Origin of the sequence: Neorhizobium sp. T7_12 (assembly GCF_002968535.1) — a bacterium.
GTDB lineage: Bacteria > Pseudomonadota > Alphaproteobacteria > Rhizobiales > Rhizobiaceae > Neorhizobium > Neorhizobium tomejilense.
The window spans coordinates 141,569-168,319 of sequence record NZ_PVBK01000001.1 but is presented as its reverse complement, the minus strand read 5'-3'; the positions used below and the strand labels follow the sequence as shown (position 1 = coordinate 168,319).

Annotated in this window: 29 protein-coding genes; 10 read left to right on the top strand and 19 right to left on the bottom strand. The window is 62.9% G+C overall.

Features of this window, described 5'->3' with window-relative positions:
* The first annotated feature begins 13 nt into the window (after positions 1-13).
* Positions 14-754: an SDR family oxidoreductase gene (locus tag C5J26_RS00825; protein ID WP_105400123.1), complete on the top strand. Its 741-nt coding sequence runs from the start codon at positions 14-16 to the stop codon at positions 752-754.
* A gap of 25 nt (positions 755-779) precedes the next feature.
* Positions 780-998 carry a 4-oxalocrotonate tautomerase family protein gene (locus C5J26_RS00820; RefSeq protein WP_105400122.1) on the top strand — a complete coding sequence of 73 codons (219 nt, stop codon included), beginning with the start codon at positions 780-782 and terminating at the stop codon, positions 996-998.
* A gap of 173 nt (positions 999-1,171) precedes the next feature.
* On the opposite strand, the gene C5J26_RS00815 is transcribed toward C5J26_RS00820, so the two are convergent.
* The 3 genes from C5J26_RS00815 to odc2 all read right to left on the bottom strand — a co-directional run bounded on the left by C5J26_RS00815 (position 1,172) and on the right by odc2 (position 3,941).
* Complete coding sequence (locus C5J26_RS00815; RefSeq protein WP_105400121.1) at positions 1,172-1,861, bottom strand: OmpW family protein; 690 nt, start codon at positions 1,859-1,861, stop codon at positions 1,172-1,174.
* A 256-nt stretch (positions 1,862-2,117) separates the two neighbouring features.
* On the bottom strand, positions 2,118-2,687 hold the full coding sequence (locus C5J26_RS00810; RefSeq protein ID WP_105400120.1) for a GNAT family N-acetyltransferase: 570 nt from the start codon (positions 2,685-2,687) through the stop codon (positions 2,118-2,120).
* 120 nt (positions 2,688-2,807) lie between these two features.
* Positions 2,808-3,941: an ornithine/lysine decarboxylase gene (gene odc2, locus C5J26_RS00805; protein ID WP_046604509.1), complete on the bottom strand. Its 1,134-nt coding sequence runs from the start codon at positions 3,939-3,941 to the stop codon at positions 2,808-2,810.
* A 530-nt stretch (positions 3,942-4,471) separates the two neighbouring features.
* Between odc2 and C5J26_RS00800 the strand changes: the two genes are divergently transcribed.
* The 4 genes from C5J26_RS00800 (at position 4,472) to C5J26_RS00785 (ending at position 8,498) form a co-directional block, all read left to right on the top strand.
* Positions 4,472-5,365 (top strand): LysR family transcriptional regulator, encoded by an 894-nt coding sequence (locus tag C5J26_RS00800; protein WP_105400119.1) that lies wholly within the window; start codon positions 4,472-4,474, stop codon positions 5,363-5,365.
* A gap of 156 nt (positions 5,366-5,521) precedes the next feature.
* The gene (locus C5J26_RS00795) at positions 5,522-6,697 is read left to right on the top strand and encodes a glycosyltransferase (protein WP_105400118.1); all 1,176 of its coding nucleotides are present in this window, start codon (positions 5,522-5,524) and stop codon (positions 6,695-6,697) included.
* Between the two features lie 92 nt (positions 6,698-6,789).
* A complete protein-coding gene (locus tag C5J26_RS00790; protein WP_105400117.1) occupies positions 6,790-7,434 on the top strand; it encodes a DUF1007 family protein in 645 nt (214 codons plus the stop codon).
* Positions 7,428-8,498, top strand: a complete 1,071-nt coding sequence (locus tag C5J26_RS00785; RefSeq protein ID WP_371681877.1) for a nickel/cobalt transporter — start codon at positions 7,428-7,430, stop codon at positions 8,496-8,498. Before C5J26_RS00790 ends, C5J26_RS00785 begins: the two co-directional genes overlap by 7 nt.
* 6 nt (positions 8,499-8,504) lie before the next feature.
* Here C5J26_RS00785 and C5J26_RS00780 read toward each other — a convergent pair whose 3' ends face one another.
* Positions 8,505-9,494 carry a zinc-dependent alcohol dehydrogenase family protein gene (locus tag C5J26_RS00780; protein ID WP_105400116.1) on the bottom strand — a complete coding sequence of 330 codons (990 nt, stop codon included), beginning with the start codon at positions 9,492-9,494 and terminating at the stop codon, positions 8,505-8,507.
* Positions 9,495-9,598: 104 nt separating this feature from the next.
* On the opposite strand from C5J26_RS00780, the gene C5J26_RS00775 reads away from it, so the two are divergent.
* A complete protein-coding gene (locus C5J26_RS00775; protein ID WP_105400115.1) occupies positions 9,599-10,498 on the top strand; it encodes a LysR family transcriptional regulator in 900 nt (299 codons plus the stop codon).
* 5 nt (positions 10,499-10,503) lie between these two features.
* Here the strand turns inward: C5J26_RS00775 and C5J26_RS00770 are convergent, their stop codons facing one another.
* The 5 genes from C5J26_RS00770 to C5J26_RS00750 all read right to left on the bottom strand — a co-directional run bounded on the left by C5J26_RS00770 (position 10,504) and on the right by C5J26_RS00750 (position 13,403).
* The gene (locus tag C5J26_RS00770; protein WP_105400114.1) at positions 10,504-10,704 is read right to left on the bottom strand and encodes a hypothetical protein; all 201 of its coding nucleotides are present in this window, start codon (positions 10,702-10,704) and stop codon (positions 10,504-10,506) included.
* Positions 10,701-11,396 carry a GNAT family N-acetyltransferase gene (locus C5J26_RS00765; RefSeq protein ID WP_105400113.1) on the bottom strand — a complete coding sequence of 232 codons (696 nt, stop codon included), beginning with the start codon at positions 11,394-11,396 and terminating at the stop codon, positions 10,701-10,703. Before C5J26_RS00765 ends, C5J26_RS00770 begins: the two co-directional genes overlap by 4 nt.
* A 135-nt stretch (positions 11,397-11,531) precedes the next feature.
* On the bottom strand, positions 11,532-11,960 hold the full coding sequence (locus C5J26_RS00760; protein WP_105400112.1) for a VOC family protein: 429 nt from the start codon (positions 11,958-11,960) through the stop codon (positions 11,532-11,534).
* A gap of 11 nt (positions 11,961-11,971) precedes the next feature.
* Positions 11,972-12,688 (bottom strand): tellurite resistance TerB family protein, encoded by a 717-nt coding sequence (locus C5J26_RS00755; protein ID WP_105400111.1) that lies wholly within the window; start codon positions 12,686-12,688, stop codon positions 11,972-11,974.
* Positions 12,689-12,764: 76 nt separating this feature from the next.
* Positions 12,765-13,403 (bottom strand): 2-dehydro-3-deoxy-phosphogluconate aldolase, encoded by a 639-nt coding sequence (locus C5J26_RS00750; protein ID WP_105400110.1) that lies wholly within the window; start codon positions 13,401-13,403, stop codon positions 12,765-12,767.
* Between the two features lie 164 nt (positions 13,404-13,567).
* Here C5J26_RS00750 and C5J26_RS00745 point away from each other — a divergent pair, with 164 nt between their 5' ends.
* Genes C5J26_RS00745 through C5J26_RS00735 form a run of 3 tightly spaced genes read left to right on the top strand, consistent with a single transcriptional unit; the run spans position 13,568 to position 16,007 of the window.
* Positions 13,568-14,065: a CYTH domain-containing protein gene (locus tag C5J26_RS00745; protein WP_105400109.1), complete on the top strand. Its 498-nt coding sequence runs from the start codon at positions 13,568-13,570 to the stop codon at positions 14,063-14,065.
* Positions 14,040-15,026, top strand: coding sequence for a CHAD domain-containing protein (locus C5J26_RS00740; RefSeq protein ID WP_105400108.1), 987 nt, complete (start codon positions 14,040-14,042; stop codon positions 15,024-15,026). The genes C5J26_RS00745 and C5J26_RS00740 overlap by 26 nt, the downstream gene beginning before the upstream one ends.
* A 39-nt stretch (positions 15,027-15,065) precedes the next feature.
* Positions 15,066-16,007, top strand: coding sequence for a rhodanese-related sulfurtransferase (locus C5J26_RS00735; protein WP_371681876.1), 942 nt, complete (start codon positions 15,066-15,068; stop codon positions 16,005-16,007).
* Between the two features lie 17 nt (positions 16,008-16,024).
* Here C5J26_RS00735 and C5J26_RS33075 read toward each other — a convergent pair whose 3' ends face one another.
* The 10 genes from C5J26_RS33075 to C5J26_RS00685 all read right to left on the bottom strand — a co-directional run bounded on the left by C5J26_RS33075 (position 16,025) and on the right by C5J26_RS00685 (position 26,621).
* Positions 16,025-16,552 (bottom strand): hypothetical protein, encoded by a 528-nt coding sequence (locus tag C5J26_RS33075; RefSeq protein WP_206051145.1) that lies wholly within the window; start codon positions 16,550-16,552, stop codon positions 16,025-16,027.
* 18 nt (positions 16,553-16,570) lie between these two features.
* Positions 16,571-18,769, bottom strand: coding sequence for an EAL domain-containing protein (locus tag C5J26_RS00725; RefSeq protein WP_105400106.1), 2,199 nt, complete (start codon positions 18,767-18,769; stop codon positions 16,571-16,573).
* 119 nt (positions 18,770-18,888) lie between these two features.
* The gene (locus C5J26_RS00720) at positions 18,889-19,665 is read right to left on the bottom strand and encodes a MetQ/NlpA family ABC transporter substrate-binding protein (RefSeq protein WP_105400105.1); all 777 of its coding nucleotides are present in this window, start codon (positions 19,663-19,665) and stop codon (positions 18,889-18,891) included.
* Positions 19,666-19,740: 75 nt separating this feature from the next.
* Complete coding sequence (locus tag C5J26_RS00715) at positions 19,741-20,409, bottom strand: methionine ABC transporter permease (protein ID WP_046634549.1); 669 nt, start codon at positions 20,407-20,409, stop codon at positions 19,741-19,743.
* Positions 20,399-21,439: a methionine ABC transporter ATP-binding protein gene (locus C5J26_RS00710; RefSeq protein ID WP_105400875.1), complete on the bottom strand. Its 1,041-nt coding sequence runs from the start codon at positions 21,437-21,439 to the stop codon at positions 20,399-20,401. The genes C5J26_RS00715 and C5J26_RS00710 overlap by 11 nt, the downstream gene beginning before the upstream one ends.
* A 313-nt stretch (positions 21,440-21,752) precedes the next feature.
* Positions 21,753-23,156, bottom strand: a complete 1,404-nt coding sequence (locus C5J26_RS00705; RefSeq protein ID WP_105400874.1) for a GH1 family beta-glucosidase — start codon at positions 23,154-23,156, stop codon at positions 21,753-21,755.
* 335 nt (positions 23,157-23,491) lie between these two features.
* Positions 23,492-24,664 (bottom strand): Gfo/Idh/MocA family protein, encoded by a 1,173-nt coding sequence (locus C5J26_RS00700; RefSeq protein WP_105400104.1) that lies wholly within the window; start codon positions 24,662-24,664, stop codon positions 23,492-23,494.
* A gap of 48 nt (positions 24,665-24,712) precedes the next feature.
* A complete protein-coding gene (locus C5J26_RS00695) occupies positions 24,713-25,126 on the bottom strand; it encodes a DUF2442 domain-containing protein (RefSeq protein ID WP_105400103.1) in 414 nt (137 codons plus the stop codon).
* Positions 25,119-25,346 carry a DUF4160 domain-containing protein gene (locus C5J26_RS00690; protein ID WP_105400102.1) on the bottom strand — a complete coding sequence of 76 codons (228 nt, stop codon included), beginning with the start codon at positions 25,344-25,346 and terminating at the stop codon, positions 25,119-25,121. The genes C5J26_RS00695 and C5J26_RS00690 overlap by 8 nt, the downstream gene beginning before the upstream one ends.
* A 222-nt stretch (positions 25,347-25,568) precedes the next feature.
* Positions 25,569-26,621, bottom strand: coding sequence for a sugar phosphate isomerase/epimerase (locus C5J26_RS00685; protein WP_105400101.1), 1,053 nt, complete (start codon positions 26,619-26,621; stop codon positions 25,569-25,571).
* Positions 26,622-26,751 lie beyond the last annotated feature (130 nt).

The following is a 26,751-nucleotide window of genomic DNA, read 5'->3' as shown; positions in this document are numbered from 1 at the left end:
AAGGAGAGATCCCATGACCACCAACGGACAACGCGTCGCGATCGTTACCGGCGCTTCGAAGGGCATCGGCAGAGCCATTGCGCTCCGCCTCGCTGAAGACGGCATCGCCGTCGTCGTCAACTATGCGACCAGCCGGCAGGCCGCCGACGAGGTCGTTGCACAGATCGAAGCGGGCGGCGGCAAGGCGGTCGCGGTGCAGGCGGATGTCGGCAGCCCGACCGCTGCCGCAACCCTGTTCGACGCCGCCGAACAAAGCTTCGGCGGTGCCGACATCCTCGTCAACAATGCAGGCGTGATGCGGCTTGCGCCGCTCGCCGAGATGGACGACGAGACTTTCGAATTCCAGCTTGCCACGAACCTGATGGGAACGTTCCGCGGTATCCGCGAAGCAGGCAAGCGGCTGCGTGACGGCGGCCGCATCATCAATTTCTCGTCGAGCGTCGTCGGCGTCTACGGGCCGGCCTATGGCGGTTATGCCGCCACCAAGGCGGCCGTCGAAGCGATGACCCACGTTGCCTCCAAGGAACTCGGCCGGCGCGGGATCACCGTCAACGCGGTCGCGCCGGGTCCTGTCGAAACCGAGATGTTCATGACCGGCAAGTCCGACGAACTGGTCCGGAACATCGTCAAGACAATCCCGCTCAGCCGTCTCGGCCAGCCGCAGGAGATCGCCACCGTCGTCTCCTTCCTCGCCGGCCCGGACGGCGGCTGGGTCAACGGCCAGGTGCTGCGCGCCAATGGCGGCATGATCTGAAACACCAAAACCAAAGGATAGAACAATGCCATTCGTGAACATCAAGACGCCCGAAGCCGCGCTCAGCAAGGCCCAGAAGCAGGAGATCGTCCACCGCACCACCGAGATGCTGGTCGAATACCTGAGCGAGGCCGCACGGCCTCACACCATGGTGCTGATCGAAGAGGTGAAGGACGGCGGATACGGCCGCGCCGACGAGATCTACGTCACCCCGGACGCCTATCGGGCCAAGGACAGCGACTGAAAGATCGGGCGCTCACGCTCTCGCCTGGCGCTCCCACCGGGCGGGAGTGACCGGCGGCATATATTCGTCGTCGACGGCGGCACCGCCGTTCTGCATGCGTTGAAAGCTGAAAAAACAAGGCCGGCGCCACCTGTCTGGCGCCGGCCCTGTCCCCCACCGATTTTTTTGTTTTTCTAGAAGCGGTAGGTGACGCCTGCCCCGATCAGCCAGGGATTGATTTTCGCCTTGCCGCTCAGCGGCCCGAGCACGTCGTGGTCGGCTTTCCATTTGGTTTCGAGAAAAATCTTCTTCACGTCGAAGTTCACGCCCCAGTGCTGGTCGATCATGTAATCGAAACCGACCTGCAGGGCCGCGCCGACATTGTTCTCGACGTCCAGATTGTGGAAGCCAGGCTTTTCGGACTGGTTGTAGAAGAGCGAATAATTGACGCCGGCACCGACATAGGGCTTGAAGGCGCCGAAATCGGTGAAGTGGTATTGCAGCGTCAGCGTCGGCGGCAGAAGCCAGGCGCGGCCGACCGGCACGCCGACGGCACCGTCTTCCCTGATATTTGCATAGGTCGTCCCGAGGACCAGTTCGGCCGCAATATTGTCGGTGAAGAAGTAGCTGATATCGAGTTCGGGGATGACCGAGTCGGAAAAGGAGAGGTCCGAACCCGGCACGCCGTTGACCGAACCGCGGTTCTCAGTGATGACGCCCAAGCCGCGCACGCGGATCTGCCAGGGGCTCGATGCCGCCACGGGTTCCTCCGCCGGAGGGGCAACGGAAACGGGCGTCAGATCCGCCGCCGCTGCCCCGAATGCGAAAAAAGCCGCACCCGCGCCCGCGATCCATCTCAGATGCCGTGCCGCGCTCGTGTCCATGTAAGCTCTCCTGCTTGCGTTTTGATCTTGCAGGGAGAGGCTTAGGCGCGGGCGACGAGAGTCGGATTGATCAGGATCAACCGCTGCCAGCGGATGCGCGGCGGCGGCCCGAAACGGAGAATTTGTCGCACGAAAAACCCCGCCTCCCCGCGGGCGCTCCAACAGGAACGCTCCACCGGAGAGGCGGGGTCTGGGCAGATCGTCGGGGCGCGAGGCCTTGAGTGCTGAATGCCTTGGGCCGAAAACTCGACCTTTGTCAGGCCAGCTTGCGCCCGTTGGCGACGATCATGCCAGCGGCACCTTCAAGCCAGCCGGCCTTGAGTTCGAGCGCCAGGAAACGAGAGCGCTCGAAGGGGCCGGGCATGACGAGATGCCGGGTCTTGTCGGCGAAGAAGCCGAACCGTTCGTAATAGGCCGCATCGCCGACCAGCAGGACAGCACCGTGGCCGCGCTTGTGGGCCTCGGTGATCGCTGCACGCATCAGCGCCGCCCCGATGCCCTTGCCTTCATGAACGCAATCGACCGCAAGCGGGCCGAGCAGCAGCGCATCGATGGCCTGGCCTTCGGACGAAATGCCGGCCTCTACGTTCCAAAGACGCACGGTGCCGATCACGTGGCCGGCGCCGTCGCGCGCAACGATGGCGAGCCCTTCGGCCGGCACGCGGTTGCGGCGGATCTTTTCCGACGACTTCCGGCGACGATCCGGGCCCATGGCGCGGTCGAGCAGGGTTTCGCGGGCGACCACGTCGGCCGGCGTTTCGGCGTCGATGGTGAAAGTGGAGTTAGGCGCAAAGAATGCGCGTACAGAATCAAGAACAGCGGCCATCGTGGCCTCCCGTACCCAATACCGTTATGAGCGGCGATGAAGAGGAATTGTGAATTTGCCGCCCCGACTGGTTACGGGGCCGGCGGAAGTGACACGTCTTGGGGAGCGGCAAGCCGCCCCTTAGATGACGTAGGCCTTCAGGGGGTCGAAACCGTTGAAGGCGACGGCCGAGTAGGTCGTCGTATAGGCGCCGGTGCCTTCGATCAGAACCTCGTCGCCGATCGTCAAGGTGACGGGTAGCGGATACATGTTCTTCTCGTACATCACGTCGGCGCTGTCGCAGGTCGGGCCGGCGAGAACGCAGGGTTCCATCTCGTCGCCGTCCCGCTCGGTGCGGATCGGGTAACGGATGGCCTCGTCCATGGTTTCGGCCAGACCGCCGAACTTGCCGATGTCGAGGAAGACCCATCGGTGATTGTCGTTGTCCGACTTCTTCGACACGAGGACGACTTCAGCCTTGATGACGCCCGCATTGCCGACCATGCCGCGCCCCGGCTCGATGATCGTCTTCGGCAGATTGTTGCCGAAATACTTGCGCAGCGAAGCGAAGATCGCCTTGCCGTATTCCTCGGCCTTCGGCACGTCGCGCAGGTACTTGGTCGGGAAACCGCCGCCCATGTTGACCATCTGCAGAACGATGCCCTGCTTTGCAAGCGAACCGAAGACGCGCTTGGCATCGGCAAGAGCCGCATCCCAGGCATCGACCTTGGTCATCTGCGAGCCGACATGGAAGGACACGCCGTAGGACTCCAGGCCCATCTGGTGCGCGTAGACGAGCACGTCGACGGCCATCTGCGGCACGCAGCCGAACTTGCGCGACAGCGGCCATTCGGCGCCTTCGCCATCGGTCAGCACGCGGCAAAATACCTTTGCGCCGGGAGCCGCACGGGAGATCTTCTCGACTTCCTCATGGCTGTCGACGGCATAGAGGCCGACGCCGAGCGCGAAAGCGCGAGCGATATCGCGTTCCTTCTTGATCGTGTTGCCGAAGGAGATGCGGTCGGCGGACGCACCGGCGTCGAGCGCCATCTGGATTTCGGCGACCGAGGCGCAGTCGAAGTTGGAACCCATCGAAGCGAGCAGCTTCAGGATTGCCGGTTCCGGGTTGGCCTTGACCGCGTAATAGATCGCGCTGTCCGGCAGTGCATGACGGAAGGCGGTGAAATTGTCGCGCACGACGTCGAGATCGACAACAAGATACGGTCCTTCGGGACGCTGGGTCTTGATGAAGTCAAGGATGCGAGCAGTGGTCATCGGTCAGTCCCTTCAAAATCTCAAAGCTCCGGCTGTGAACCGGAGGACAAAGGACGGATGAGAATGCGTTCAGCCCGGTTGGTGGAGACACCGGTACCGTGAACACGCTCAAACGCGCGATAAGTGGATCAACGCTCTGCCACGAACAATGATCCGGCTTTGTCTGCCATGGATTGGAGGGAGGTCCCTACCGCACTTCCGGCAATGATGGTGTGCCTCTTCAGTAACCCCCGCTGATGGAAAGCAGGGAGAGAACAAAAAGGCCCGCACCGTCGTTGCTTCAGATGTCCTCGCATTTCCCGGATGGCCGGAATAGCGACTGGAGGGGTTAGTTCCAGGTACCTTACCGATGACCTCACCAAATAGAGGGTCGGCGGACACCCACGGGCACGTGCGACTTTGGGCTGACCGGGGAGATAAGAATATTCGCAGTCATAATCAAGAGTTTTTTTGCCCATCACCGAAATTTCGCATTGCACAATTCCATGCTAAATCCCAACTACGATCGACCAGACCAAAAGGGGCGACATTTGGACACTCTAACGCGCATGCGGGCCTTCATCGATGTGGTTGAAGCAGAAGGCTTTTCAGCCGCAGCCCGGCGGACCGGTCGGTCGAAGGCTCTGCTTTCCAAATACGTGCGCGAACTGGAAGACGATCTCGGCGCGCTGCTGCTCAATCGCACCACCCGCCAGTTCTCGATGACCGAGGCCGGCCACACCTACTACCGGACCGCTGCCGACATCCTCAAGGAGATCGACAATCTCGCCGACCTGGTGCGCGAGAACAATGCCGACCTGAAGGGACGCCTGCGGGTTTCCGTGCCGCGGACCTTCATCGATGCCGAGGTCGGCCAGTCGCTGATCGATTTCGCCAAGAGCCACACGGAAGTGTCGCTGGAAATCGTCGCCGAGGACCGGTTCGTCGACCTGATCGAGGAAAATTTCGACCTCGCGATCCGAATCACCAAGCTCGAGGATTCCGGGCTGATCGCCCGAAAGCTCTCCGACTTCCGGGTCTATACGGTAGCGACCGCCGATTTCGTCGCCAAATACGGTCCGCTCGAACACCCGCAGGACCTGAACCGCGTCCCCTTCATCATCGACACCAATTCCCGCTGGCACAACAATGTCCGCTTCACCGACAAGGACGGCTCGACCATCTCGGTCGCCGTCAGCGGCCCGGTCGAGATCAACAGCCCGCAGGCGACGTTGCGTGCCGCCCGCGCGGGCCTCGGCGTCGCGATCATCCCGGATTTCATCGCCAACGCCTCGATCCAGTCGGGCGAACTGGTGACGCTGTTCGACGATTATATTGCCAAGGACCGAGGTATCTACGCGGTCTATCCGCATCGCCGCTACCTGCCCGCCAAGGTCAGGAGCTTCGTCGACTTCCTCTCCACCTGGTTCCGCCGCCAGCATTGACCGATCCGGGCGCCCGGCGCCTCACCGGTCCCTACGGCGAATGAGGTAACGCCTCCGCGGCAAGTCGACCTATTGGCCGGCTTGCTCGAGTCTGGCCTCGATCAGCATAGTACGGCTCAGCGTGCGAAAATCTGGCATCGCGGAGGATCGACGTCCATGCAGAAAAGCCTGGCGATGTTCGTGTCGGCACCGGTGATCGAGGCCGCGAACGGCAAGCTGGTGCTCGACAAGAAGTTCGTTTCCGGCATGGCCCTGCATGTGCGGCATTGGTCGGGGCCGGTCACCTGTTTCATCCGGCGCGGCGCGACCGACATACCGTTCGGCGGCCGCTACGACATCGGCGAGCTCGATTTCCGGGTGCGTATCCTGGAGCCGGAGGAACGGGTATCGGTGGACCATCTCGCCGATTTCGACCTCGCGCTGCTGTCGGGAGATTCCTACCTCGACCTCTTACCCCCCGAGGCGATTCGGAAAGCCCGGAGCGCCGTGGTCTACTCGATCGAATACACCCACCAGACCCGGCTGCAGATCATCTCGCTCGACGATACGCGCAGCCTGCCGCGGAAAATCTACGGCATGGCCTGGACGGTGATGCAGGAATACAAGCGCAAGCGCGCGTTCCGCGCCGCCCGCGGCATTCAGGCAAACGGCTACCCGGCCCACACGGCCTACCGCGACATGGGCGGCAGCCAGCTCCTCTATCTCGACAACCGCATGAAACCGGCGATGTTCGCGACGCCGCAGGAGATGACCGCCCGAAAACGGCATCTCCTGAGCGGCGAGCCGTTACGGCTCATCCATTCCGGGCGGCTCGAACCGATGAAGGGCGTGCAGGACCTCGTTCCGATCGCCAGACTGCTTGGCGAACGGGGCGTCGATTTCACGCTGACGATCTACGGCGAGGGAAGCCTTTCCGATGCGATCGCCGCCGATATCCGCAGGCACTGGCTGCACGACTGCGTCTTCCTCAAGGATCCGGTCGATTTCGAGCAGGAGCTCGTGCCGCTGACCCGCAACCGGGCCGATATCTTTCTCAGCTGCCACAGGCAGTCGGATCCCTCCTGCACCTATATAGAGACGATGGGCTGTGGCGTTCCGATCGTCGGTTACGACAACAGGATGTGGTCGGCGCTGATGGCCGAGTCGAAAGCCGGCTGGATCGCCCCGCTTGGCGACATCAGGGCGGTGGCCGACCGGTTGACCGCCCTCGACAAGGACCGCTCGTCCATCCTGGAGTGCGCCGAGAATGCGCTTCGGTTCGCCCAGGGCTGGGATTTCGAAAGCCAGTTCCGCAAGCGCATGGAGCATCTGGAAAATCTCACCCGGCACTAGACCGGGGCTGGACATGTGACCGGTTCGAGTCGAAATTCCGTCTCATTTACGCTGCACTGCAAGGGGCGGACGAACCGGGAGCCACAGGGCGAATGCGATATCGAGTCATGACCATTGCCGCGCTGGCGGCAGCCTGTCTTCCGCTGCCCGCTATCGCCCATCCACACATCTTCGCCGAGGCGCGGCTCGAAGTGGTAGCCGGCACCGACGGCAATATCGCGGAACTGCACAATGTCTGGCGGTTCGACGAGGTGTTCTCGTCGAGCGTGCTGCTGGATTTCGACAAGAACACCGACCTGAAGCTCGACGCGAAGGAACTTGCGGCCCTCGGCGAGGTGATGCGCAAATCGCTCGGCGACTACCACTATTTCACGACGATCACCCTGAACGGCGCGACCGTCGGGGTGCAGAAGCCGGACGTGATCCACGTCTCGCTCGACGGCAACCAGCTCCTTGTCCTGTTTGCGGTCAAGCCCGAAAAGCCGGTGCCGCTCAAGGGCCGGCTGACCTTCGGCGTCTACGACCCCTCGATGTACACCTCGATCGACTTCCCGACCGATGGCGACCTGAACGTCAAGGGCGACGGTTTTTCGCATTGCCAGCACAAGGTGGTGCGCCCCGACCCCGATGAGGTGATCTCGCAGAACAGCAAGTCGCTGACGGACGCCTTCTTCAACGATCCGACGGGCACCGACATGTCGAAACTCTTCGCCACCCGACTGGAACTGACATGCTGACGATCCGCCGCGCCCTCTCCCCTTCGGCCATGATCCCTGCCCTTCTCGTTGTAGCGGCGGCAGGCATCCTGATGGCGGGTTCGGCGCATGCGCAATCGCCTCTCGGCGTCGGTTCGGCCGAACCCTCCTTCTCGGTCGGCGGGCCGCTCGGTCCGTTTTTCGCCTGGATCAATTTTTACCAGCAGTCCTTCTACCGGGCGCTGACCGGTTCGCTGAAGGCGATGCGCGAGGACCCCTGGGCGCTTTCCGGCCTGATCGGGCTGTCGTTCGCCTATGGCGTCTTTCATGCCGCCGGCCCCGGCCACGGCAAGGCGGTGATCTCCTCCTACATGATCGCCAACGAGATCGAACTCCGGCGCGGCATTGTCATCTCCTTCATCTCCGCGCTGCTGCAGGGCGTGGTGGCCGTGCTGCTCGTCGGCGCGGCCTATCTGGTACTGCGCGGCTCGGGCATCACCATGACGGCGGCGACCCAGGCGATGGAGATCGCCAGCTTCGCCATGGTCGCCCTTTTCGGCGCCTGGCTGCTGGTGAAGAAGATCCGGGCGCTCCGGATGCGCGTCGTCAACATGCCCATGGCAGCCCCCGCCGGTAACGGACGCGGCTCCACCGGGCTCAATTTCCAGGCCGTCGAGATCGACGATCACGACTACCAGGGCACCGGCGACTATTGCGAAACCTGCGGCGTCAGCCACATGCCCGATCCCGCCCTGCTGAAGTCCAGGGATTTCAGCCTGCACGAGGCCTGGTCGGCGATCATTGCTGTCGGCCTGCGCCCCTGCTCGGGCGCGATCCTGGTGATGAGTTTCGCGCTTTTGAACAGCCTCTATCTCGGCGGCGTGCTTTCGGTTCTCGCCATGTCGATCGGCACTGCAATCACCGTCACCATCCTTGCGACGCTCGCGGTCACCGCCAAGGACCTCGCCGTCCGCTTTGCCGGCCCGGGCTCGCGCGCTGGGCGGCGTGTCACCCATGCGATCGAGATCGGCGGCGCCTTGTTCGTGCTGCTGGTCGGCCTGTCTCTGCTCGGCGCCGCGCTGCAGGCCTCCGGCTCCGGCGGCTGACGCCGATCAGACCGTGACGACGATCTTGCCGAACTGCGCATTTGATTCCAGAAAGCGATGCGCTGCGGCGATCTCCTCGAACGGAAACGTCCTGGCGACGACCGGCTTCAGCAGCCCTCTCTCCACACCATCGGCAATGAAGGACCTGGCCTCCGCCAGTCGAGCCGGATCGCCGGTGATTTCGTGGACAAGATAGCCCCGTAAGGTCAGGCGTTTCGCAAGCACCTCGAAGAGGGGAAACGGCGTCGGCTCTCCACTCAGGCCACCGTACTCGATGAGGATTCCGCCCTGCGACATCGCGGCGGTCAGCGGCTGGAAAATCGGCCCGCCGATCGCATCGAACACCACCCGGACACCGTCCTTCCCGGCGATCTCCTCAAGCCTCGCCTGCAGGTCCTCCTCCGAAGAAGCGATCACCTCGGCCGCTCCCGCATCCAGCAGTGCCTGCTTCTTGACCGAGTTGCGCGTTACGGCAATCGGGACGGCACCCACGAGCTTGGCCATCTGGATCGCCGCCAGTCCGACACTGCTGGATGCCGCGGTGATGACAATGAAATCACCGCGTTTTAGCCCCGCAATGCCGATAAGCGCGCCATAGGCGGTCAGATAGGCCATCCAGAGCGCCGCGGCGCCGACGAAGTCGAGCCTTGCCGGATGTTTGACGACCATCGATTCGGGAAAGGTGACGAGATCGCCATAGGTCGGCCAGCGGACCATCGAGATCGGCGGTATGATGCTGACGACATCGCCCACGACGAAATTTCTCACCCCTTCACCGAGCGCATCGACGATACCGGCCGCTTCGAGCCCGAGGCCAGATGGAAACACCGGCGTCTCGATATAGGTGCCGGCGCGAAGCAGCGCTTCGGCGCGGTTGAGACCGAGCGCCTTGACCCGGATGCGGACCTCCTCCCTGCCGGGCGGCTGAGGTTCGAAAGTCTCGATGCGCAGAACCTCCGGCCCACCATGTTCATGAAAGCGGACGACACGTGCCATTTCTTCCAGACTCCAAAATAATCGAATGGAATGAGCTATGCCGATCTCCAGATCGGCGATAAATCAGCCTTTCGGTATTTCAGAAGAAACCAGGTGTTTTGAATATGGATCGGCTGACCAGCATGGCCGTCTTCGTCAGGGCGGTGGATCTCGGCTCCTTCGCGGCCGCTGCCGCAGCGCTCGACATGTCGGCGCCGATGGTCGGCAAGCATGTCCAGTTTCTGGAAGAGCGGCTCGGCGTGCGACTTCTCCATCGCACGACGCGCCGCCAGAGCCTGACGGATTTCGGGCGGGATTATTACGACCGCTGCCGGCTGATCCTGTCGGAGGCTGCTGCCGCCGATGCGCTCGCCGCAGATCATCACTCCGAACCGCGCGGCAGGCTGCGCATCACCATGCCCGTCCATTTCGGCCGGCATTGCGTGCTTCCCGTGCTGATGGAATTTGCCCGCGGGTATCCGGCGCTGGAGCTGGACCTCTCCTTTGCAGACCGCCTCGTCGATCTTGCGGAAGACGGCTATGATCTGGCGATCAGGACCGGTGAGCTCGGCGACCGGAGCGGTGTGATCGCCCGCAAAGTGGCCCGCCAGCAGATGATCGTCTGCGCCTCGCCGGCCTATATCGCGGAAGCCGGACAACCGCGCGCGATTGAGGATCTGATGTCCCACCGGGCGGTTGTCTATCGCCGGACCGGCCCCGTTCCGCCCTGGCTGTTTCCGCGCGATGGCGCCCCGCCCGTCGAAGTGTTGCCGCCCAATCGTTTTCGGCTTGACGATCTCGACGCGGTTGCCGATGCGGCGGCGATGGGAATGGGGCTTGCCTGGCTGCCCTCCTGGCTGGTGCGCGAACGTATCCGCCAGCGCGCACTGGTGCGGCTGCTGCCGGAAGAGCCACCATTTCTGTATGATTGTCATGCGCTGTGGCTGCAGACGCCGCATCTGCCACTCAAGGTCCGCCTGACGGTCGACGCCTTGGCCGCCGCGCTACCCCGGCTGATGACTTGAGGCGTTTATCTACGGCGCTGGTAGCGTGCCCGCAGCCAGAAGATCGCGAAGAAGCCGAGCAGCAGCACCGAGCCGACGACCACGGCCAGCACCGGGGAAAACTGGGCGATCCACATGACGATCGTCGGCAGGAAATAGATCACCAGTCCGACGCCTGCGAGGATCACCGCCGCGGCGATCGCCTGCGATTTTGCCTCGGGCGTCATGCCGCCACTCCCTTGGCAAGCTCGGCGCGGATATCTTCGAGCCGCCGCTTCTGGGTGCCATCCGCCTCGAAATTCTCGGGCGAAAGCCATGCTTCGAAAGCGGCCTTCAGGAGCGGCCATTCCACATCGATCATCGAAAACCAGGCAGTATCGCGATTGGCGCCCTTGGAGATGACATGCTGGCGGAACACGCCTTCGAAGGTGAAGCCGTAGCGACGGGCGGATGCCTTGCTTGGCTCGTTCTCGTTGTGGCATTTCCATTCGTAGCGGCGGTAGTCGAGCCCTTCGAACACGTGCCTGGCCATCAGGTAGTGCACTTCGGTCGATAGCGGCGAACGCTTCATGGCGGCGCCGTGCGCGACGGAGCCGACCTCGATGACGCCGTTCTTCGGGTCCGGCCGCATGTAGCTTGCCATGCCGACCACCTTGCCGGTGGCGTTGTCGCGCGACACGAGCGTCACGAAATTCGAATGGACGCGAGCGTTTTCCAGCCAGTCGCCGAAGGCGCCGACATCGGCAAAATCGTCGTTGGGGAAATATTTGAGAAGCGGATTGATGCCCTCGGCGCCGCCGAGCCCGTCCCACAGCGCCTGGAGGTGGGTGCCCCTGTCATAGGGTTCGAGCGTCACGAACCGGCCCTTGAGGGTGACCGGAGCCGGGGCGGCAACTTTGTAGTTCTTCAGATCGCGCATGTCAGCCTCTTGCATCGTGGCTGAGGCTTAGGCCAGCGACGGGGGAAAGGCAACGGGGGCGACGCCCGCACGCCGGTCAGGCGACAAGACTTCGCGAAGATGCACGGAGGCAGATTGAATACCGCGTCTTCGCCGTCAAGATCGCCCATCCGGATATTCCGCCGGCCCTTTGATCTCGATCTTGTTGCCGAACGGATCATGAATGTAAAACGAGTGCCCCATGCCGCGAGCCCCGCCGTGGAAAGCCTCCTGAGCAATCTCGATACCGTGGCTTTGCAAATGCAGGCGCAGTTCGTCGTGATCGAAAGGGCTCGTGGCGATGCAGATGTGATCCACGTTGCGGCCACCGGTGACCGGAGGAGCAGCCTTTTTGCCGCCCGGATGCGTTATGTCCCACAAAACGATCAGCGACGACCCGCACCAGACCTGTTCCATCCCAAGGGCCGGGTAGGAATAACCCGGCCGGCAACCCAGGACGCCGCAATAGAAATCAAGCGCACGCTCCATGTCGTCGATCAGAAGGACAACATGATCGATGCCGACAGGAGAAAAAGGGATTGCCATGACGGGTCGCCTTACGCCTTGACCTTCGCGGCCGATACCGTCGCGTCGATATGGGCGATCAGCGCATCGTCCAAGCCGAGGCGGCCGGCGAGCAGATCGAGGTAGCCGCGTTCGGCGCGGGTGTCTGGATCGATGGTCAGGCGCGAGGCGGCGTAGATCTCGACCTTCTGCTCTTCAGTGCGGGCAGCGGCGACGAGGTCGTCGATATCCACCGGATTGGCGAGCTCGTTCTCGATGAAGGCTTCCGCCTCGGCGCCGAGATCGACCGCATGCACCTTGTCCATGATGTTGGCGCGCTCGCCGGCATCGATATGCCCGTCGGCCTTGGCGGCGGCGATCATCGCCCGCACGAGCGTCAGCGCGAAATCGTTGGTGAGAGCGGGAGACTGCGGATGGAAGGGGGAATCGGCCGGCGGCGTCAGGAGCGGCTTGTCGGCCTGAGGCGCCGGCTGAGGCACGGCTTCGGGAGACTTGCCGGACTGATAGTTCTTGTAGGCGAGATAACCGAGGCCGGCGATCGCAGCGATGCCGCCGACCGCTGCGACATTGCCGGCAATGTTGCGGCCGGTCTTGGTGCCGAGGACGGCCGCGAGGATGGCGCCGGTGGCGAGCGGGTTGTTCTTGGCAAGCTGGGTCGCCTGCCCTGCCCGGTCCCTCACACTTCCTCCCGACATGCCCGGAATCTGTGACCCCAGAAATTGGTCGAGAAGCTTCTTTGCGTCGAACATCGCACATCTCCCTGTTGTGTTTCCGGGGGAAAGATAGGGATGCGATTGTGAAATTACAAAGACGGACTGCCGGGTTCTACGCCTTCAGCGCCGCCGCTTCGAAAGCGAGCTTGGTGATGCCGGCCCAGTCGCCGGCCGAGACCAGCTCTTTCGGCGCGACCCAGGAGCCGCCGACGCAGATGACGTTCGGCAGCGACAGGTAGTCGTTGGCGTTCTTCAGCGAAATGCCACCGGTCGGGCAGAACAGCGTGCCGGCGAGCGGCGAAGACAGGGCCTTCAGGTAAGCGGCGCCGCCGGCCTGTTCGGCGGGGAAAAATTTCAGCACCTCGTAGCCGGCTTCGCGCAGCGTCATCACTTCGCTGGCGGTCGCAGCACCCGGCAGAAGCGGCACGGGAGAGTCCTTGGCAGCCGAAAGCACGCCGGGCGTCACGCCGGGCGAGACGATGAAGGTCGAGCCCGCCTTGACGGCCGCTTCATAGTCGCGGGCGTTGAGGATGGTGCCGGCGCCGACATTGGCGCCTTCGACCTCGGCGGCCACCGCCTTGACCGCGTCGAGGGCGGCAGGCGTGCGCATGGTGATCTCGATGGCCCTCAGACCGCCGGCGACCAGCGCCCGCGCCAGGCCCACAGCAGATTTCGCGTCATCGACGATCAGCACCGGTACCACCGGCTGCAGTTTCAGGATGGAAAGCAGCTTTTCCGTCTTGCCGGTCATGGTAAGGTCTCCGCTGAAACGATTGAAACTTTGAGGTCGAGATACCCCTCAAGCCCGCCATTGTCGAGAAAAAACAGGCCTCCCACGTCGAACGGGTTTGCGGGACGCGGAGTTTGCACTAGGGTTGCAACAATTGTGGAAGTTCCCGAGGCGGCGGGTGGAGCATGGCCAAGGAAATCGAACGGAAATTTCTGGTGAAGAGCGACGGCTGGCGCTCGGAGGTCTCATCGTCCTCCGATTTCCTGCAGGCCTATGTCGCATCTGGCGACGACCGTTCGGTGCGGGTGCGGATCATGGACGGCAAGCGCGCCAAGCTAACCATCAAGATCGGCAGGGAACTGCTTGCCCGCGACGAGTTCGAATACGAAATTCCGCTTGGCGACGCCGAGGAGATGGCAAACGCCGCCGTCGGCGTGGTGCTCCAAAAGACCCGCCACGAGGTCCGGCACGAGGGTTATACCTGGGAGGTGGACGTCTATGACGGAGCCTACAAGGGACTGGTCGTCGCCGAGGTCGAGGTGGAGGACGAGGGCGCGCTGCCCGACATTCCGGGCTGGATCGGCGAGGAGATCACCGGCGACCGGCGGTATTCCAACATGGTGATGGCGACTGAAGATTTGAGCGGAGAATTGTGTCATGGCGTACCGTCTGCGGCCCGCTAAATCCTTCACCGACGAGTTCCGTTCGGTTGCGGAAAGCCAGCTTTCCCACGCGATCCGGCTGCTGGAAGAACAGCCGGACGGGCCGCACGAAGCGGTGCACGACGCGCGAAAACGCTTCAAGCGGGTGCGCGCCCTATACCGGCTGATCCAGCCGGATGCAAAAACCTTCCGCCGGCAGGAAAACACCCGTATCCGCGACATGGCGCAGACGCTGTCGGCCGTGCGCGACGCCACCGCGCTGGTCGAGACGGTCGATTATCTCGCCGGTCATGCAGGTTCTCCCGAAGAGCTTGCCGCCCTCACCGCGGCCTCCAAGGCGCTCAGCGAACGTCGCGACCGGATCGCTTCGGAGGAACACGACCTGCCGGCCAAGATGGCGGCCGCCGCCGACACCTGCCGCGCGGCGATCGCTGCCCTCGACGACCTCGACCTCGACGACGATCCGCACAAGTCGGCCAAACGGCTCGCCAAGGGCTGGAAGGACCAGCGCGAGAAGGCGCTCGGCGCACTCGCCGGCTGCGAGGAACACGGCGATGCGGAGACCTATCACGAGTTGCGCAAATGCGGCCAGACCTACTGGATGCACCTGTCGCTGCTCGGCGGGATCTGGCCTTCCGCCATGCTCGCCAAGCAGCAACAGGCGAAGGCCCTGGTCGATCTGCTCGGCCACGAACACGATCTTTCGGTGCTGACTGGGCTCGTCAACGAAAACCCGGAACTGTTCGGCGACAGCGACACGCTGGCCCGGGTACTCGGCGCCATCATCGCCCGCCAGCAGGCGCTGCGGCACGCCGCGCTGGAAGCGGCTCACGAGGTGTTTGCCGACAGCGCCGAGACGGAAAGCGGCCTGATTGCGCTGCTGTGGGAAAAGGCGGCCACCGCACCCCGCAAGGAACGACGTGCGGCAAAGGTGCACAGGGCCGTCGCGGCGCACGAGAAAGAAACCGCGTTGCGCGGATAGTCCGGAGACTGTATTTCAGCGCCCATGACCGAAAACATCATGCAAACCCGCCCGGAGGCCCAACCGGAAGCGACGGGCGCCTGGCTCGTCGCCGCGCTCTATCATTTTGCGCGTTTCGACCGCTATGAGAGCTTCCGCGAGCCGCTGCAGGCCTTCTGCGACGAGAACGGCATCAAGGGCACGCTGCTGATCGCCCGCGAGGGGATCAACGGCACGGTTGCCGGTTCCGACGCGGCGATATCAGGCCTTCTCGCCTATCTGCGCGCCCAGCCGGAATTCGCACGCCTCGAGCACAAGGAAAGCCGCGCGTCGAAGATGCCCTTCCTGCGCATGAAGGTGCGGCCGAAGAAGGAAATCGTCACCATGGGCGTCGAGGATATCGACCCCAAGCGCATCGTCGGCACCTATGTCGAGCCGAAGGACTGGAACGCGCTGATTTCCGATCCGGAAACGATCGTCATCGACACCCGCAACGATTACGAAACGGCGATCGGCATCTTCAAGGGCGCGGTCGATCCGCAGACCAAGACGTTTCGCGAGTTTCCGGACTGGGTGAAGAACAATCCCGGCCTCCACAACAAGCCGAAGATCGCCATGTACTGCACCGGCGGCATCCGCTGCGAGAAGGCGACCGCCTTCATGAAGGAACAGGGCTTCGACGAGGTTTTCCACCTGAAGGGCGGCATCCTCAAATATCTCGAAGAGGTGCCCGCAGAGGAAAGCCTCTGGGAGGGCGCCTGCTTCGTCTTCGACGAGCGCGTTTCCGTGGAGCACGGCCTGAAGGAGGGCAACCACAAGCTCTGCCACGCCTGCCGCAGCCCGATCACCGCGGAAGAGGTGACCTCGCCCCATTACGAGGAAGGCGTCTCCTGCTCCACCTGCTACCCGACCCGCACCGAGGAAGACCGCGATCGTTACCGCCAGCGCCAATTGCAGATCGCGCTCGCCAGGAAGCGTGGCGTGAGGCATATCGGCGGGTAATAGGGCGTCGTTTTTGATTAGTAGTCCTGAAGGACCGACATTTCCACCCATACATTGGTGGGGCTGCCTTCAGCATTGCTCTGGGTAACCACGGTCAGCCATTGCCTCTCGCCTTCAACAAGATAGATAACGCCGGTCTCCGTAACCTGCTTGCTGACCGTCCCCAATGCAGCCTCTTTCAGCGCCGTCTCGAACGCTTGCAATCGCTTTGGCGAGCATTCCCGGCTTTCTTTCATGGTCAAGGCATGCACGAGGTCCAGCGAGCAGGTTGAAGAAAAAAGCCTGTGATAATTCTGGAACGTTACGAAAAATCTGGATCCACTTGGCATCGTATAATGCTCGTGACCATAAATCGGGCTCGGTGCCGATGCGGCCTGCGAAGAAGATTTTGCCTCCTTCCAATCGCCTCTTTCTGCACCGCTTCTCAAGGCTGCCAGGCTTCCGCCATTCGCAATACAGAGCTTGAGAACATCGTCAAGCGCACAAGCGAAAACCCGGCCCGGACTTAACGCCATTAAAAGAACGAAACAGATGAAAAAACGCATGGAGCATCCCCTCGCCGCTTACGCCGCTCCGCTCATCCCGCCCGGCAGGCGGTTGCCGCGGTAGATGATGTCGATCTCCTGCGACGACATCGGCTTGCCGAACAGGTAGCCCTGCAACTCGTCGCAGCCGGTCAGGCGCAGTTGTATGGCCTGCGCATCGGTTTCGACGCCCTCGGCCGTAACCGGGATTTCCAGCGAGCGGGCGAGCGCCACGGTCGCCTGCAGAAGATCGACGGCGCGGCCGCCCTCTTCCAGCGCGTGCACCAGCGACTTGTCGATCTTCATCCGGTCGAAGCCGAACTGGCGCAGGTACCCGACGCTCGAAAAGCCGGCGCCGAAATCGTCGAGGGCGATCTTCACCCCGAGCTGCTTCAGCTTGGCAAGCGCAGCGCGAGCACGTTCGGGGTTCTGGATGAAATAGCCCTCGGTCATTTCGAGCGTGATGCGGGAAGGATCGGCACCGGTCTTGCGGAACACCGAAGCGACGTGCAGGGCAAACGCCGGATCGCGGAACTGGCCGGGGGAGATATTGACCGCGAGCTTGAGCTCCGGCCACAGCGTCAGCGTCTCGCAGGCGCGGTGCAGCACGAACAGGCCGAGTTGGTCGATGAGGCCGGTCGATTCGGCGATCGGGATGAAGACGTCGGGAGATACGGGGCCGTACCCCGTACGGTGCCAGCGCGCCAGCGCCTCGACGCCGATGATGCGCCATGTCCTGGCATCGACGACCGGCTGGTAGACGACGTTGATCTCGCGGCGCTCGATGGCGATCCTGAGGTCGATCTCCAGCATGTTGCGCTCTTCGCGCTCGGCATCCATTTCCGGCCGATAATATTCGGTCCGGCCGCGGCCGGTTTCCTTGGCGTGATACATCGCCATGTCGGAACGCCGCACCAGTTCCTCGCCGGAGACCTTGCCGCGCGGCGAAATGGCAACGCCGATGCAGGTGCCGATCGTCGCCACCCTTTCGCCGATCACGAAGGGTTCGTCGAAGAAACCGAGAATGCGGTCGCTCAGCGTATCGACGACCCTTCCGATATCCGTGGCGGCGAGCGCGATGGCGAATTCGTCGCCGCCGACGCGGGCAAGGGTCGCCGTATCGCCGACCAGCGTCTTGAGGCCGGCCGCGACGCCGCGGATCAGCTTGTCTCCGGTGCCATGGCCATAGGCGTCGTTGACTTCCTTGAACCCGTCGAGATCGAGATAGAGCAGCGCCACGTCCTCGTTGCTGCGGCGGCTCTGGAGCACCAGCGCGTCGAGTGCTGCAAAAAAGCCGGCGCGATTGAGAAGCCCGCTCAGCCGGTCGCTCATGGCCAGATGCCGTGCCGCCGCCTCGTCCGCCTTGAGGCGATTGAGCGTATTGCTGCCGCTGGCGAAGAGGAGGAGGAAAAACAGGCCGACCATCGCCAGCGCGCAATAGACGAGCGGCCGGACCTGCAGATAGGCGGTATTGCCGGGCATGCGCGAATTCCAGACGAGCCGCTGCAGCGCCTTGCCGTGGATATTGCGGATCTCCACCATGTTGGGAACCGTATCGCCGGCACCGGCAAAACGAAGCCCCCCGATGACATAGGTTTCGGAGAGCTTCAGGATCTTCTTCTCGTCGAGATGGCGGCCAAAGATCAGGAACCGGCGCCCCTCGACGGGTTGGGCGAGTTCACCGGATTTCGGGCGGATGAGCGCCACGCCGACGGCCGCGACGCCGTTTTTGGTCCCCACGAAACCCACCGCCTCCGGCACGGTTCCGGCACCGGCACTGCTTGCCTTGTCGAACAGCGTCCAGAGCGAGGTGTCGAAATAATTCTGCGGCGACCAGGTGACGGGGGCGCCGTCCTGATAGGCCATCAGAACATTGCGGTCCGTATCCATGATGAGCGCCACGTCGAAAAGATCGCTGTTCGCGGTCATGTCGCCGTAGTTGCCGACGACCCAGGCATCATCGCCGGCATAGACGAACTGGGCAGCGTCGTCCCACGCCGCGTAGTCATTGAGCGTCGCATGCAGCTGCTCCTGGAACGTCTGGATCGCGCCGGAGGTCGTCTCGCGCGAGCGCTCGTCGTCGAGGCGATTGGCATAGTCGGTGATGCGGTCGAGCGCGGTCAGGATGAAGATCGTCACCAGCACCACGACCACGGCGAAGGCAAGTAGCATCGACGTCACGGCGGAGCGACGGCCAAGTGTAGCGGAGCGGCGAAAGCGGGACGGAAGAAGCCGCATCTAAGACCTCGTGAAGCCCTACATCTTTCGCGGGTATTCCTTCAGATAGCGTTAAAGGAAAAGGCCGGCCCCCACGCATGAGAGCCGGCCCACCAAGTATTTTCGAAAATTCTATATTATTACCAGGCGGCGATGACGGCGCCCTTGAACTGGGTGTTGACGAAGTCCTTCACCGGAGCGCTGTGATAGGCTTCCACGAGCGTCTTGACCCAGGCCGCATCCTTGTCCTTGGACTTGACGGCGATGATGTTGATGTAAGGGGCCTTTTCGCCTTCCTTGGCGATCGGATCGGTCTTCGGGTTGAGGCCTGCTTCCAATGCGTAGTTGGTGTTGATCACCGACGCATCGACGTCGTCGAGCGAACGCGGCAGCTGGGCGGCGTCGAGTTCGGCGAACTCGATCTTCTTGGCGTTTTCGGTGACGTCGGCGGGGCCGATCTTCAGGCCCTTGGCGGCGTCGACCTTAATCAGGCCCTGGTCGGCGAGGATGAGCAACGCGCGACCGCCATTGGTCGGATCGTTCGGGATGGCAACGGTGGCGCCCTGCTTCAGGTCGGCGAGGCTCTTCACCTTCTTGGAATAAACGCCCATCGGGAAGTTGACGGTCTGCGCGACGCCGACGATGTCGAACTTGCGATCCCTGACCTGGTTGTCAAGATAGGGCTGGTGCTGGAAGGAATTGGCGTTGAGTTCGCCATCGGCCAGCGCCTGGTTCGGCACGACGTAGTCGGAGAATTCGAGGATCTGGATGTTGAGGCCCTTGGTGGCCGCGACTTCCTTCACCTTTTCCATGATCTGGGCATGCGGGCCGGGGGTGACGCCGATCTTGATGTCTTCGGCAAGCGCCGGGCCGGCAGCGAAGGCGGCGAGCGCCGCAGCGATGATGAGCTTCTTCATAAGTGTCTCCTTGGGTTTGCTTATACGCGCCAGTCTTCTTGGGTATGTCTTGGGAGGCTGGTTTTCGGAATAATTTCAGGTCTTGCGGTTGCGCTTGTCGAAGCGGCGGGCCAGCGCGTCGCCCAGGCTCTGGATCGCCTGGACAAGCACGATCAGCACGACGACGACGGCGAGCATCACGTCCGGCATGAAGCGCTGGTAGCCGTAGCGGATGCCGAGATCGCCAAGGCCTCCGCCCCCGACCGCGCCGACCATGGCCGAATAACCGACCAGGCTGACGAGGGTGAGCGTCAGCGCCAGCGTCAGGCCAGGTTTCGCCTCGGCGAGCAGCACCTTGAAGACGATCTGCAGCGGCGTCGCCCCCATGGCGCGCGCTGCCTCGATCAGGCCCTTGTCGACCTCGCGGATCGCCGCTTCGGCAAGGCGCGCGACGAAGGGAATGGTCGCGACCGTCAGCGGCACGATCGCCGCATAGGTACCGATCGAGGTACCGGTGACGAGGCGCGTGAATGGGATGATCGCCACGACCAGGATGATGAACGGCGTCGAGCGCGCCGCATTGACGATCGCCCCGATGATGCGGTTCAAGGCCGGTGCGGGGAAAAGCTCGCCCTTGCCGCTGGTTGCCAGGAACACGCCGATCGGCAGGCCGATCAGTGCGCCGATCAGGCCGGCGACCGCGACCATCTGCAGCGTCTGGCCGAGCGCTTTCAGGAGCAGGTTGAAGAGCATGTCAGGCGACATAACCGAGCACCTCCGTGGAAAGACCGGTTGCGGCATAGAAGCGCTCGGCGCGTTCCGTGACGGCAGGATCGGCCGGATAGGCGACGACCAGCGAGCCGTAGGGTTCGCCGGCGATTTCCTCTATCGTGCCGGCGAGGATGTTGACGTCGGCGCCGAGTTCGGTGACCAGCCGGGCGGTCAGCGGCTGGAAGGCCGTCGAGCCGAAGAAGATCAGCCGCACCAGCACCCGGTCGCCGACAGACGGCTGCGGCTTCAGGTTCGAGCGGATCCATTCCGGCAGGTTGGTTCCGAGCGCTGCCGACAGGAGCGAGCGGGTCGTCTCGTGCTTGGCGCCGGTAAAGACGTCGAAGGTGCGGCCCGCCTCGACGATCTTGCCGCGATCGATCACCGCGACGTCGGAGGCGATGGTCTTCACCACCTCCATCTCGTGGGTGATCAGCAGCACGGTGAGGCCAAGCTCTGCATTAATGCGCTTCAGCAGCGCCAGGATCGACTGCGTGGTTTCCGGGTCGAGCGCCGAGGTCGCCTCGTCCGAAAGCAGCAGTTTCGGTGAGGTGGCGAGCGCCCGGGCAATGCCGATGCGCTGCTTCTGGCCGCCGGAAAGCTCGGCCGGGTAGCGGTCCGATTTGTCGCCAAGGCCGACGAGATCGATCAACGGCACCACCTTGTCGCGGATCGCCGTGGCGGAAAGCCCAGCGATCTCGAGCGGCAGCGCGACATTCTCGAACGCCGTGCGCGACGAGAGAAGGTTGAAATGCTGGAAGATCATGCCGACCTGGCGGCGCAGATCCCGAAGCCCGTTTTCCGACAGGCCGCCCACCTCGACACCGTCGACGACGACGCGGCCGGAGGTCGCTTTTTCCAGCCCGTTGACGAGGCGGATCAACGTCGACTTGCCGGCGCCCGAACGACCGATGATGCCGGTGATCGCGCCACGCGCCACGGAAAGGTCGATGCCGTCGAGCGCGGTGAACTGGCTCTTGTCGTCGGCACCGCCGAACCGCTTGGTTGCCGCCTCGAACGCCACCATCGGCCTTTCGGCAACCAAGGGAGACGGCGCGGTTTCGACCGCAGTATGAAGGATTGTCATTTCAGCTCTCAGATTTAAGTCGGATCATCCCGGCGACCGACACCGGATATTTATCGCTGTCCAGCTATCGGACGAGGCGGCACATTCGATGACAGGTGACTTTCCGGAGCATCTTGGTCGTTTTCCCAGAGGGCAATATCTAAGGCCGGCGGCCTTTTCGATGCCGCATAAATGCCCGGACGCGCCTGCGTTTGACAGGGATGTTTTTTCAATTATCTCACAAGGCAGAAAAAATCTTCCAGCATTTGCGAAATCAGCCCTGTTTATGGTTGCCCTTCGGGAATAACGACGCGAGCTCGCGATACCACTTGCCGCTGTTCTTGATCGTCCGTTCCTGGGTCTCGTAATTTACATGCACGAGGCCGAACCGCATGCGGTAGCCTTCCGCCCATTCGAAATTGTCCATCAGGCTCCAGGCGAAATAACCCTTCATCGGGTAGCCGTCCCTGATGAGGTCGGCGACGACCGAGAGGTGCTGGACATAATAATCCAGACGCGGCTGGTCATCCACCTCGCCTTCGACGGGTTCCATGTTGTAGCAGGCGCCGTTCTCGGTGATGTAGCAGTCCGGCAGGTCGTAGCGGCGGTAGAGATCCTCGACCAGCAGCTTCAGCCCCGGCGCATAGACTTCCCAGCCGATATCGGTCTTGACGTCGCTGGCGGGCTTGGCCTCTATCGTCCAGGGGAAATCGCCGCTGCGCGTAGGCTCGTCATGGACGCGGTCCGGCTTGTAGTAGTTGAGGCCCCACCAGTCGAGTTTCTGGTTGATGACCTTCAGGTCGCCGTCTTCGACGACCGGCATGCGGTCTCCGAGCGCTTCCAGGAATTGCTGCGGATATTCGCCCTTGAAAACCGGATCGAAGAAGGCGCCGTTGTGGAACTGGTGGGCGCGCTCGGCAGCTGCGAGATCGGCCGGGCTCTCGGAGCCGGCGATGATCGACGCGGCGTTGATGACGGTGCCGACCGGCACGTCCGGGGTCACATGCCGGATCGCCTCGACGCCAAGGCCGTGCGCGAGGTTGACGTGGTGCATGGCGGCGAGCGCCGCCTGCATGTTCTTTTCGCCCGGGGCATGGATGCCGTAGAGGTGGCTGAGCCAGACGATGCACCAAGGCTCGTTGAAGGTGGCAACCGCATCCAGCCGGTCGCCAAGCCGCGCCATCACCACCTTGGCGTAACGCTGGAAGGCATAGGCCGTCGAACGTGCCGCCCAGCCACCCTCGCCCATCAGCGAAAGCGGCAGGTCCCAATGATAGAGCGTCGCATAGGTCTTGATGCCGCGCGCCTTGCAGCCGTCGATGAGGCGATCGTAGAAATCCAGCCCCTTCTCGTTGATCCGCCCGGTGCCGTCCGGGATGATCCGCGGCCAGGCGATCGAGAACCGGTAGGCTTCGACGCCCATCTCCTTGATGAGATCGAGATCCTCTTCCCAGCGATTGTAATGCTCGCAGGCGATATCGCCGTTGTGCCCCTGATAGACCCGGCCCGGCATCTTCGAGAACGCATCCCAGATCGAGGGCTTGCGGCCATCCACCTTGGTGGCCCCTTCGATCTGGTAGGAGGCTGTCGCGACGCCCCAGAGGAAATCACCGGGAAACCCGGCCGCGAATTTTTCGGCGTCGGGCGTTTTGAGATTGCGAGGCTGGGGATTGCTCATCTTGGGATCGGTCATGAGGATGCCGCCATATCTGTTGCGCGAGGGGCCTGCCGGACCACCTTTCGCGGCGGTTTAACCAAGGGAGGCGCAGTTGTACAGATGAGAATTCTGAAACGTTGCAGGATCGCTGTCTGCTCCCTCCCCCTTGTGGGGAGGGATCTTCTTTTTCGTGAGGATCTTCTACAGGAAAACCCTCCCGCCTGCAGGCCACCCTCCCTCACAAGGGGAGGGTTAGATATGCCTCACGCACCTCGGGCTACCTCTCCCTTGGCGGGAGGGTTACAGAGTGGTGATTTATCACAGCCAAATCATGACTTTGTTTAATTTCTAGGCGCCTAAAGCTTCATCCACGCCCCGTTCTTCTTCGAAGAAGCCACGCACGCCTCGACGAACGCCACGCCCTTCACGCCGTCGTCGACGGTCGGGTAGACCACCGCCTTGTCGACCGCGACGCCTTGTCTGGCCGCGTTGATGGCGCGGGCGGCTTCCGTGTAGATGGTCGCAAAGGCTTCGAGATAACCTTCCGGGTGGCCGGACGGGATGCGGCTGACGCGTCCTGCTGCGGCACCGGAGCCGGCGCCGTTGCGGGTGATCAGGCGCTTCGGTTCGCCGAACGGCGTGAACCACAGATAGTTCGGATCCGCCTGCACCCATTCGATGCCGCCCTTGGTTCCGTAGACGCGGATCTTCAGGCCGTTCTCGTGGCCGGGTGCCACCTGACTGCACCAGAGCATGCCCTTGGCGCCGCCCTCGTAGCGCAGCATCACATGGGCGTTGTCGTCGAGCCTGCGGCCCTCGACGAAACTGTCGAGATCGGCGGCGAGACTTTCGAGCGTCAGGCCGGTGATGAAGGCGGCGAGGTTATAGGCATGCGTCCCGATATCGCCGGTCGAACCGCCGGCACCCGACTGGGCCGGATCGGTGCGCCAGACGGCCTGCTTGGCACCCGTCTGCTCGACCGCCTCGGTCAGCCAGTCCTGCGGATATTCGACCTGCACGACGCGGATCTTTCCGAGTTCGCCGTTCGCGACCATTTCGCGGGCCTGCCGCACCATCGGATAGCCGGTGTAATTGTGGGTGAGGATAAACAGCGCACCGCTCTCGTCGGCCGCCTTCTTCATCTTCTTGGCGTCAGCAAGATTGGACGTCAGCGGCTTGTCGCAGATGACGTGGATGCCACGCTTCAAAAACTCCTTGGCGGCCTCGAAATGCACGTGGTTCGGCGTGACGATCGACACCGCCTCGATGCCGTCCTTCAGCCGCGCCTCGCGGATCGCCATCTCCTTGTAGGAACCGTAGGTGCGCGACGGATCGAGTCCGAGGTCGCGGCCCGAGGCGATCGCCTTTTCCGGCGTCGACGACAACGCGCCGGCGACGAGATCGAACTGGTCGTCCAGCCTTGCAGCCATTCGGTGCACCGCCCCGATGAACGCCCCCGCCCCGCCGCCGACCATGCCAAGCCGGATGCGCGGCTCCCGCGCCTGTTCGTCCTTGCCTTCGATTGCCATGATGATTCTCCTCGAAAAGATTGAAAATGTGTGGCGACTGCCGGGCAGTCAGGAGTTCTTTGCAGCCTTGCGGGGCCTGCCGCCCTTGGCGCCGTTAGCGCGGCTTGCGGCGATTTTTAATGGCGACTTGGATTGTCCACCGCGGCGTTGTGCCTCCATGAAGGTCCGGCTGCCGAAGACGCCGTTCATGAGGCTGGAAATCGAATAATCTATATCGAGGCTTTCCCAATGCAGGCCGGTTTCCCCGAGAAACTCGACTTCGGCCAGTTGTTCATCCGTTGCCTCCGCCAAGCCTTCGAGAGAACGGGCGGGGACCATGAAAGCGGCCCCGTTGGCGAACTCCACGACGATCCGGCCGGAAGCAGCATCGAACCGAACGGAGACTGGAATGGGCCTTTGTGCCCGCTCCGTTTCCCACCGTCTTTTTGCCTGGGTGAGTTCGGCATCCGTGATCTCAACCATGGTACTTTCTCCACGTCTCCAGGAATAACTGCCGGTTGGCCTCGATGATTTCGGCCGCTCGGCGGACGTCCCTGTCGGACATCCCGCCCTGGGTCAGGACTTTCAGTGTCTCAATGTCGATCCGCGCTTCGCCGTCACCATAGACATGCACGTGAGGCGGCTCGTGGTCCGCCGTGTAGATGACGAACCGCAGGCCGTGCTGCCGCAGGACGGTGACCATAGATCAATAACCCAACTTGTTAGGTATCTCAAGTTCGCCTCCCGAAGAAGATTGCCCCTCATCCGCCCTGCCGGGCACCTTCTCCCCGCTTGCGGGGAGAAGGACGCAAGACGCCGCCTCCCGGTCCCTCAACGGCCTCGTGGGGCACGTCCCCTCTCCCCGTTTTGACGGGGAGAGGGTGAGGGTGAGGGTGAGGGGCAATGCCCCGGCGCGCGTTATCGCTCAAAGCCCGAGCATCCGCCTATTTGCCGCCTCGTCCGTGCCGCCACTGGCAAAATCGTCGAATGCCTTTTCCGTGACACCGATGATGTGCGCCTTTACGAATTCGGCGCCTTCGCGGGCTCCGTCCTCGGAGTTCTTCAGCGCGCATTCCCATTCGACCACGGCCCAGCCGTCGAAATCGTTGGCGGCCATTTTCGAGAAGATCGAACCGAAGTCCACCTGGCCGTCGCCGGGCGAGCGGAAGCGGCCGGCGCGGCCGACCCAGCCCTGGTAGCCGCCGTAAACACCCTGCCGGCCGGTCGGGTTGAATTCCGCGTCCTTGACGTGGAACATCTTGATTCGGTCCTTGTAGATGTCGATGTTGTCGAGATAGTCGAGGCATTGCAGCACGTAATGCGACGGGTCGTAGAGCATGTTGGCGCGCGGATGGTTCTTGACCCGCTCCAGGAACATCTCGAAGGTGACGCCGTCATGCAGGTCCTCGCCGGGATGGATTTCGTAACATACGTCGACGCCGCAGGAATCGGCATGGTCGAGGATCGGCGTCCAGCGCTTGGCGAGTTCGTCGAAGGCGGTCTCGACCAGGCCGGCCGGGCGTTGCGGCCACGGGTAGATGAACGGCCAGGCGAGCGCGCCGGAAAAGGTCGCATGCGCCTTGATGCCGAGATGTTTCGACGCCGTCAGCGCCATTTTCACCTGCTCGACTGCCCAGGCCTGGCGTGCCTTCGGATTGCCGCGCACTTCGGGTGCGGCAAACCCGTCGAAGGCTTCGTCATAGGCCGGATGCACGGCGACGAGCTGGCCCTGGAGATGGGTGGAAAGCTCCGTCACCTCGACGCCGTTCGCCCGCGCCACGCCGGCAAATTCGTCGCAATAATCCTTGGAGGAGGCAGCCTTTTTGAGGTCGATGAGTTGGCCGGCCCAGGTCGGCACCTGCACGCCGACATATCCCTTGTCCGCCGCCCATTTGGTGATCCCGTCCCAGCTATTGAACGGTGCCGCATCGCCCGCGAACTGGCCGAGAAAGATGGCCGGGCCCTTGATCGTCTTCATGATGTTTCCTCTTCCGAAATTGGATGGCCTGCAAATGGCAGCCTCAATCCCCGATTCCTGTGCTGCTCACAGGAATCGGGGTTGGGAGGAGCGGCGCCCACACGAGCAGGCGCCGCCGATCTTCGTCAGG

Bases quoted from the DNA above. Each gene is read 5' to 3' on its own strand.
- C5J26_RS00825 (WP_105400123.1), top strand. From the start codon at position 14: ATGACCACCAACGGACAACGCGTCGCGATCGTTACCGGCGCTTCGAAG.
- C5J26_RS00820 (WP_105400122.1), top strand. From the start codon at position 780: ATGCCATTCGTGAACATCAAGACGCCCGAAGCCGCGCTCAGCAAGGCC.
- C5J26_RS00815 (WP_105400121.1), bottom strand. From the start codon at position 1,861: ATGGACACGAGCGCGGCACGGCATCTGAGATGGATCGCGGGCGCGGGT.
- C5J26_RS00810 (WP_105400120.1), bottom strand. From the start codon at position 2,687: ATGGCCGCTGTTCTTGATTCTGTACGCGCATTCTTTGCGCCTAACTCC.
- odc2 (WP_046604509.1), bottom strand. From the start codon at position 3,941: ATGACCACTGCTCGCATCCTTGACTTCATCAAGACCCAGCGTCCCGAA.
- C5J26_RS00795 (WP_105400118.1), top strand. From the start codon at position 5,522: ATGCAGAAAAGCCTGGCGATGTTCGTGTCGGCACCGGTGATCGAGGCC.
- C5J26_RS00790 (WP_105400117.1), top strand. From the start codon at position 6,790: ATGCGATATCGAGTCATGACCATTGCCGCGCTGGCGGCAGCCTGTCTT.
- C5J26_RS00785 (WP_371681877.1), top strand. From the start codon at position 7,428: ATGCTGACGATCCGCCGCGCCCTCTCCCCTTCGGCCATGATCCCTGCC.
- C5J26_RS00780 (WP_105400116.1), bottom strand. From the start codon at position 9,494: ATGGCACGTGTCGTCCGCTTTCATGAACATGGTGGGCCGGAGGTTCTG.
- C5J26_RS00775 (WP_105400115.1), top strand. From the start codon at position 9,599: ATGGATCGGCTGACCAGCATGGCCGTCTTCGTCAGGGCGGTGGATCTC.
- C5J26_RS00770 (WP_105400114.1), bottom strand. From the start codon at position 10,704: ATGACGCCCGAGGCAAAATCGCAGGCGATCGCCGCGGCGGTGATCCTC.
- C5J26_RS00765 (WP_105400113.1), bottom strand. From the start codon at position 11,396: ATGCGCGATCTGAAGAACTACAAAGTTGCCGCCCCGGCTCCGGTCACC.
- C5J26_RS00760 (WP_105400112.1), bottom strand. From the start codon at position 11,960: ATGGCAATCCCTTTTTCTCCTGTCGGCATCGATCATGTTGTCCTTCTG.
- C5J26_RS00755 (WP_105400111.1), bottom strand. From the start codon at position 12,688: ATGTTCGACGCAAAGAAGCTTCTCGACCAATTTCTGGGGTCACAGATT.
- C5J26_RS00750 (WP_105400110.1), bottom strand. From the start codon at position 13,403: ATGACCGGCAAGACGGAAAAGCTGCTTTCCATCCTGAAACTGCAGCCG.
- C5J26_RS00745 (WP_105400109.1), top strand. From the start codon at position 13,568: ATGGCCAAGGAAATCGAACGGAAATTTCTGGTGAAGAGCGACGGCTGG.
- C5J26_RS00740 (WP_105400108.1), top strand. From the start codon at position 14,040: ATGGCGTACCGTCTGCGGCCCGCTAAATCCTTCACCGACGAGTTCCGT.
- C5J26_RS00735 (WP_371681876.1), top strand. From the start codon at position 15,066: ATGCAAACCCGCCCGGAGGCCCAACCGGAAGCGACGGGCGCCTGGCTC.
- C5J26_RS33075 (WP_206051145.1), bottom strand. From the start codon at position 16,552: ATGCGTTTTTTCATCTGTTTCGTTCTTTTAATGGCGTTAAGTCCGGGC.
- C5J26_RS00725 (WP_105400106.1), bottom strand. From the start codon at position 18,769: ATGCGGCTTCTTCCGTCCCGCTTTCGCCGCTCCGCTACACTTGGCCGT.
- C5J26_RS00720 (WP_105400105.1), bottom strand. From the start codon at position 19,665: ATGAAGAAGCTCATCATCGCTGCGGCGCTCGCCGCCTTCGCTGCCGGC.
- C5J26_RS00715 (WP_046634549.1), bottom strand. From the start codon at position 20,409: ATGTCGCCTGACATGCTCTTCAACCTGCTCCTGAAAGCGCTCGGCCAG.
- C5J26_RS00710 (WP_105400875.1), bottom strand. From the start codon at position 21,439: ATGGTGGCGTTCGAGGCGGCAACCAAGCGGTTCGGCGGTGCCGACGAC.
- C5J26_RS00705 (WP_105400874.1), bottom strand. From the start codon at position 23,156: ATGAGCAATCCCCAGCCTCGCAATCTCAAAACGCCCGACGCCGAAAAA.
- C5J26_RS00700 (WP_105400104.1), bottom strand. From the start codon at position 24,664: ATGGCAATCGAAGGCAAGGACGAACAGGCGCGGGAGCCGCGCATCCGG.
- C5J26_RS00695 (WP_105400103.1), bottom strand. From the start codon at position 25,126: ATGGTTGAGATCACGGATGCCGAACTCACCCAGGCAAAAAGACGGTGG.
- C5J26_RS00690 (WP_105400102.1), bottom strand. From the start codon at position 25,346: ATGGTCACCGTCCTGCGGCAGCACGGCCTGCGGTTCGTCATCTACACG.
- C5J26_RS00685 (WP_105400101.1), bottom strand. From the start codon at position 26,621: ATGAAGACGATCAAGGGCCCGGCCATCTTTCTCGGCCAGTTCGCGGGC.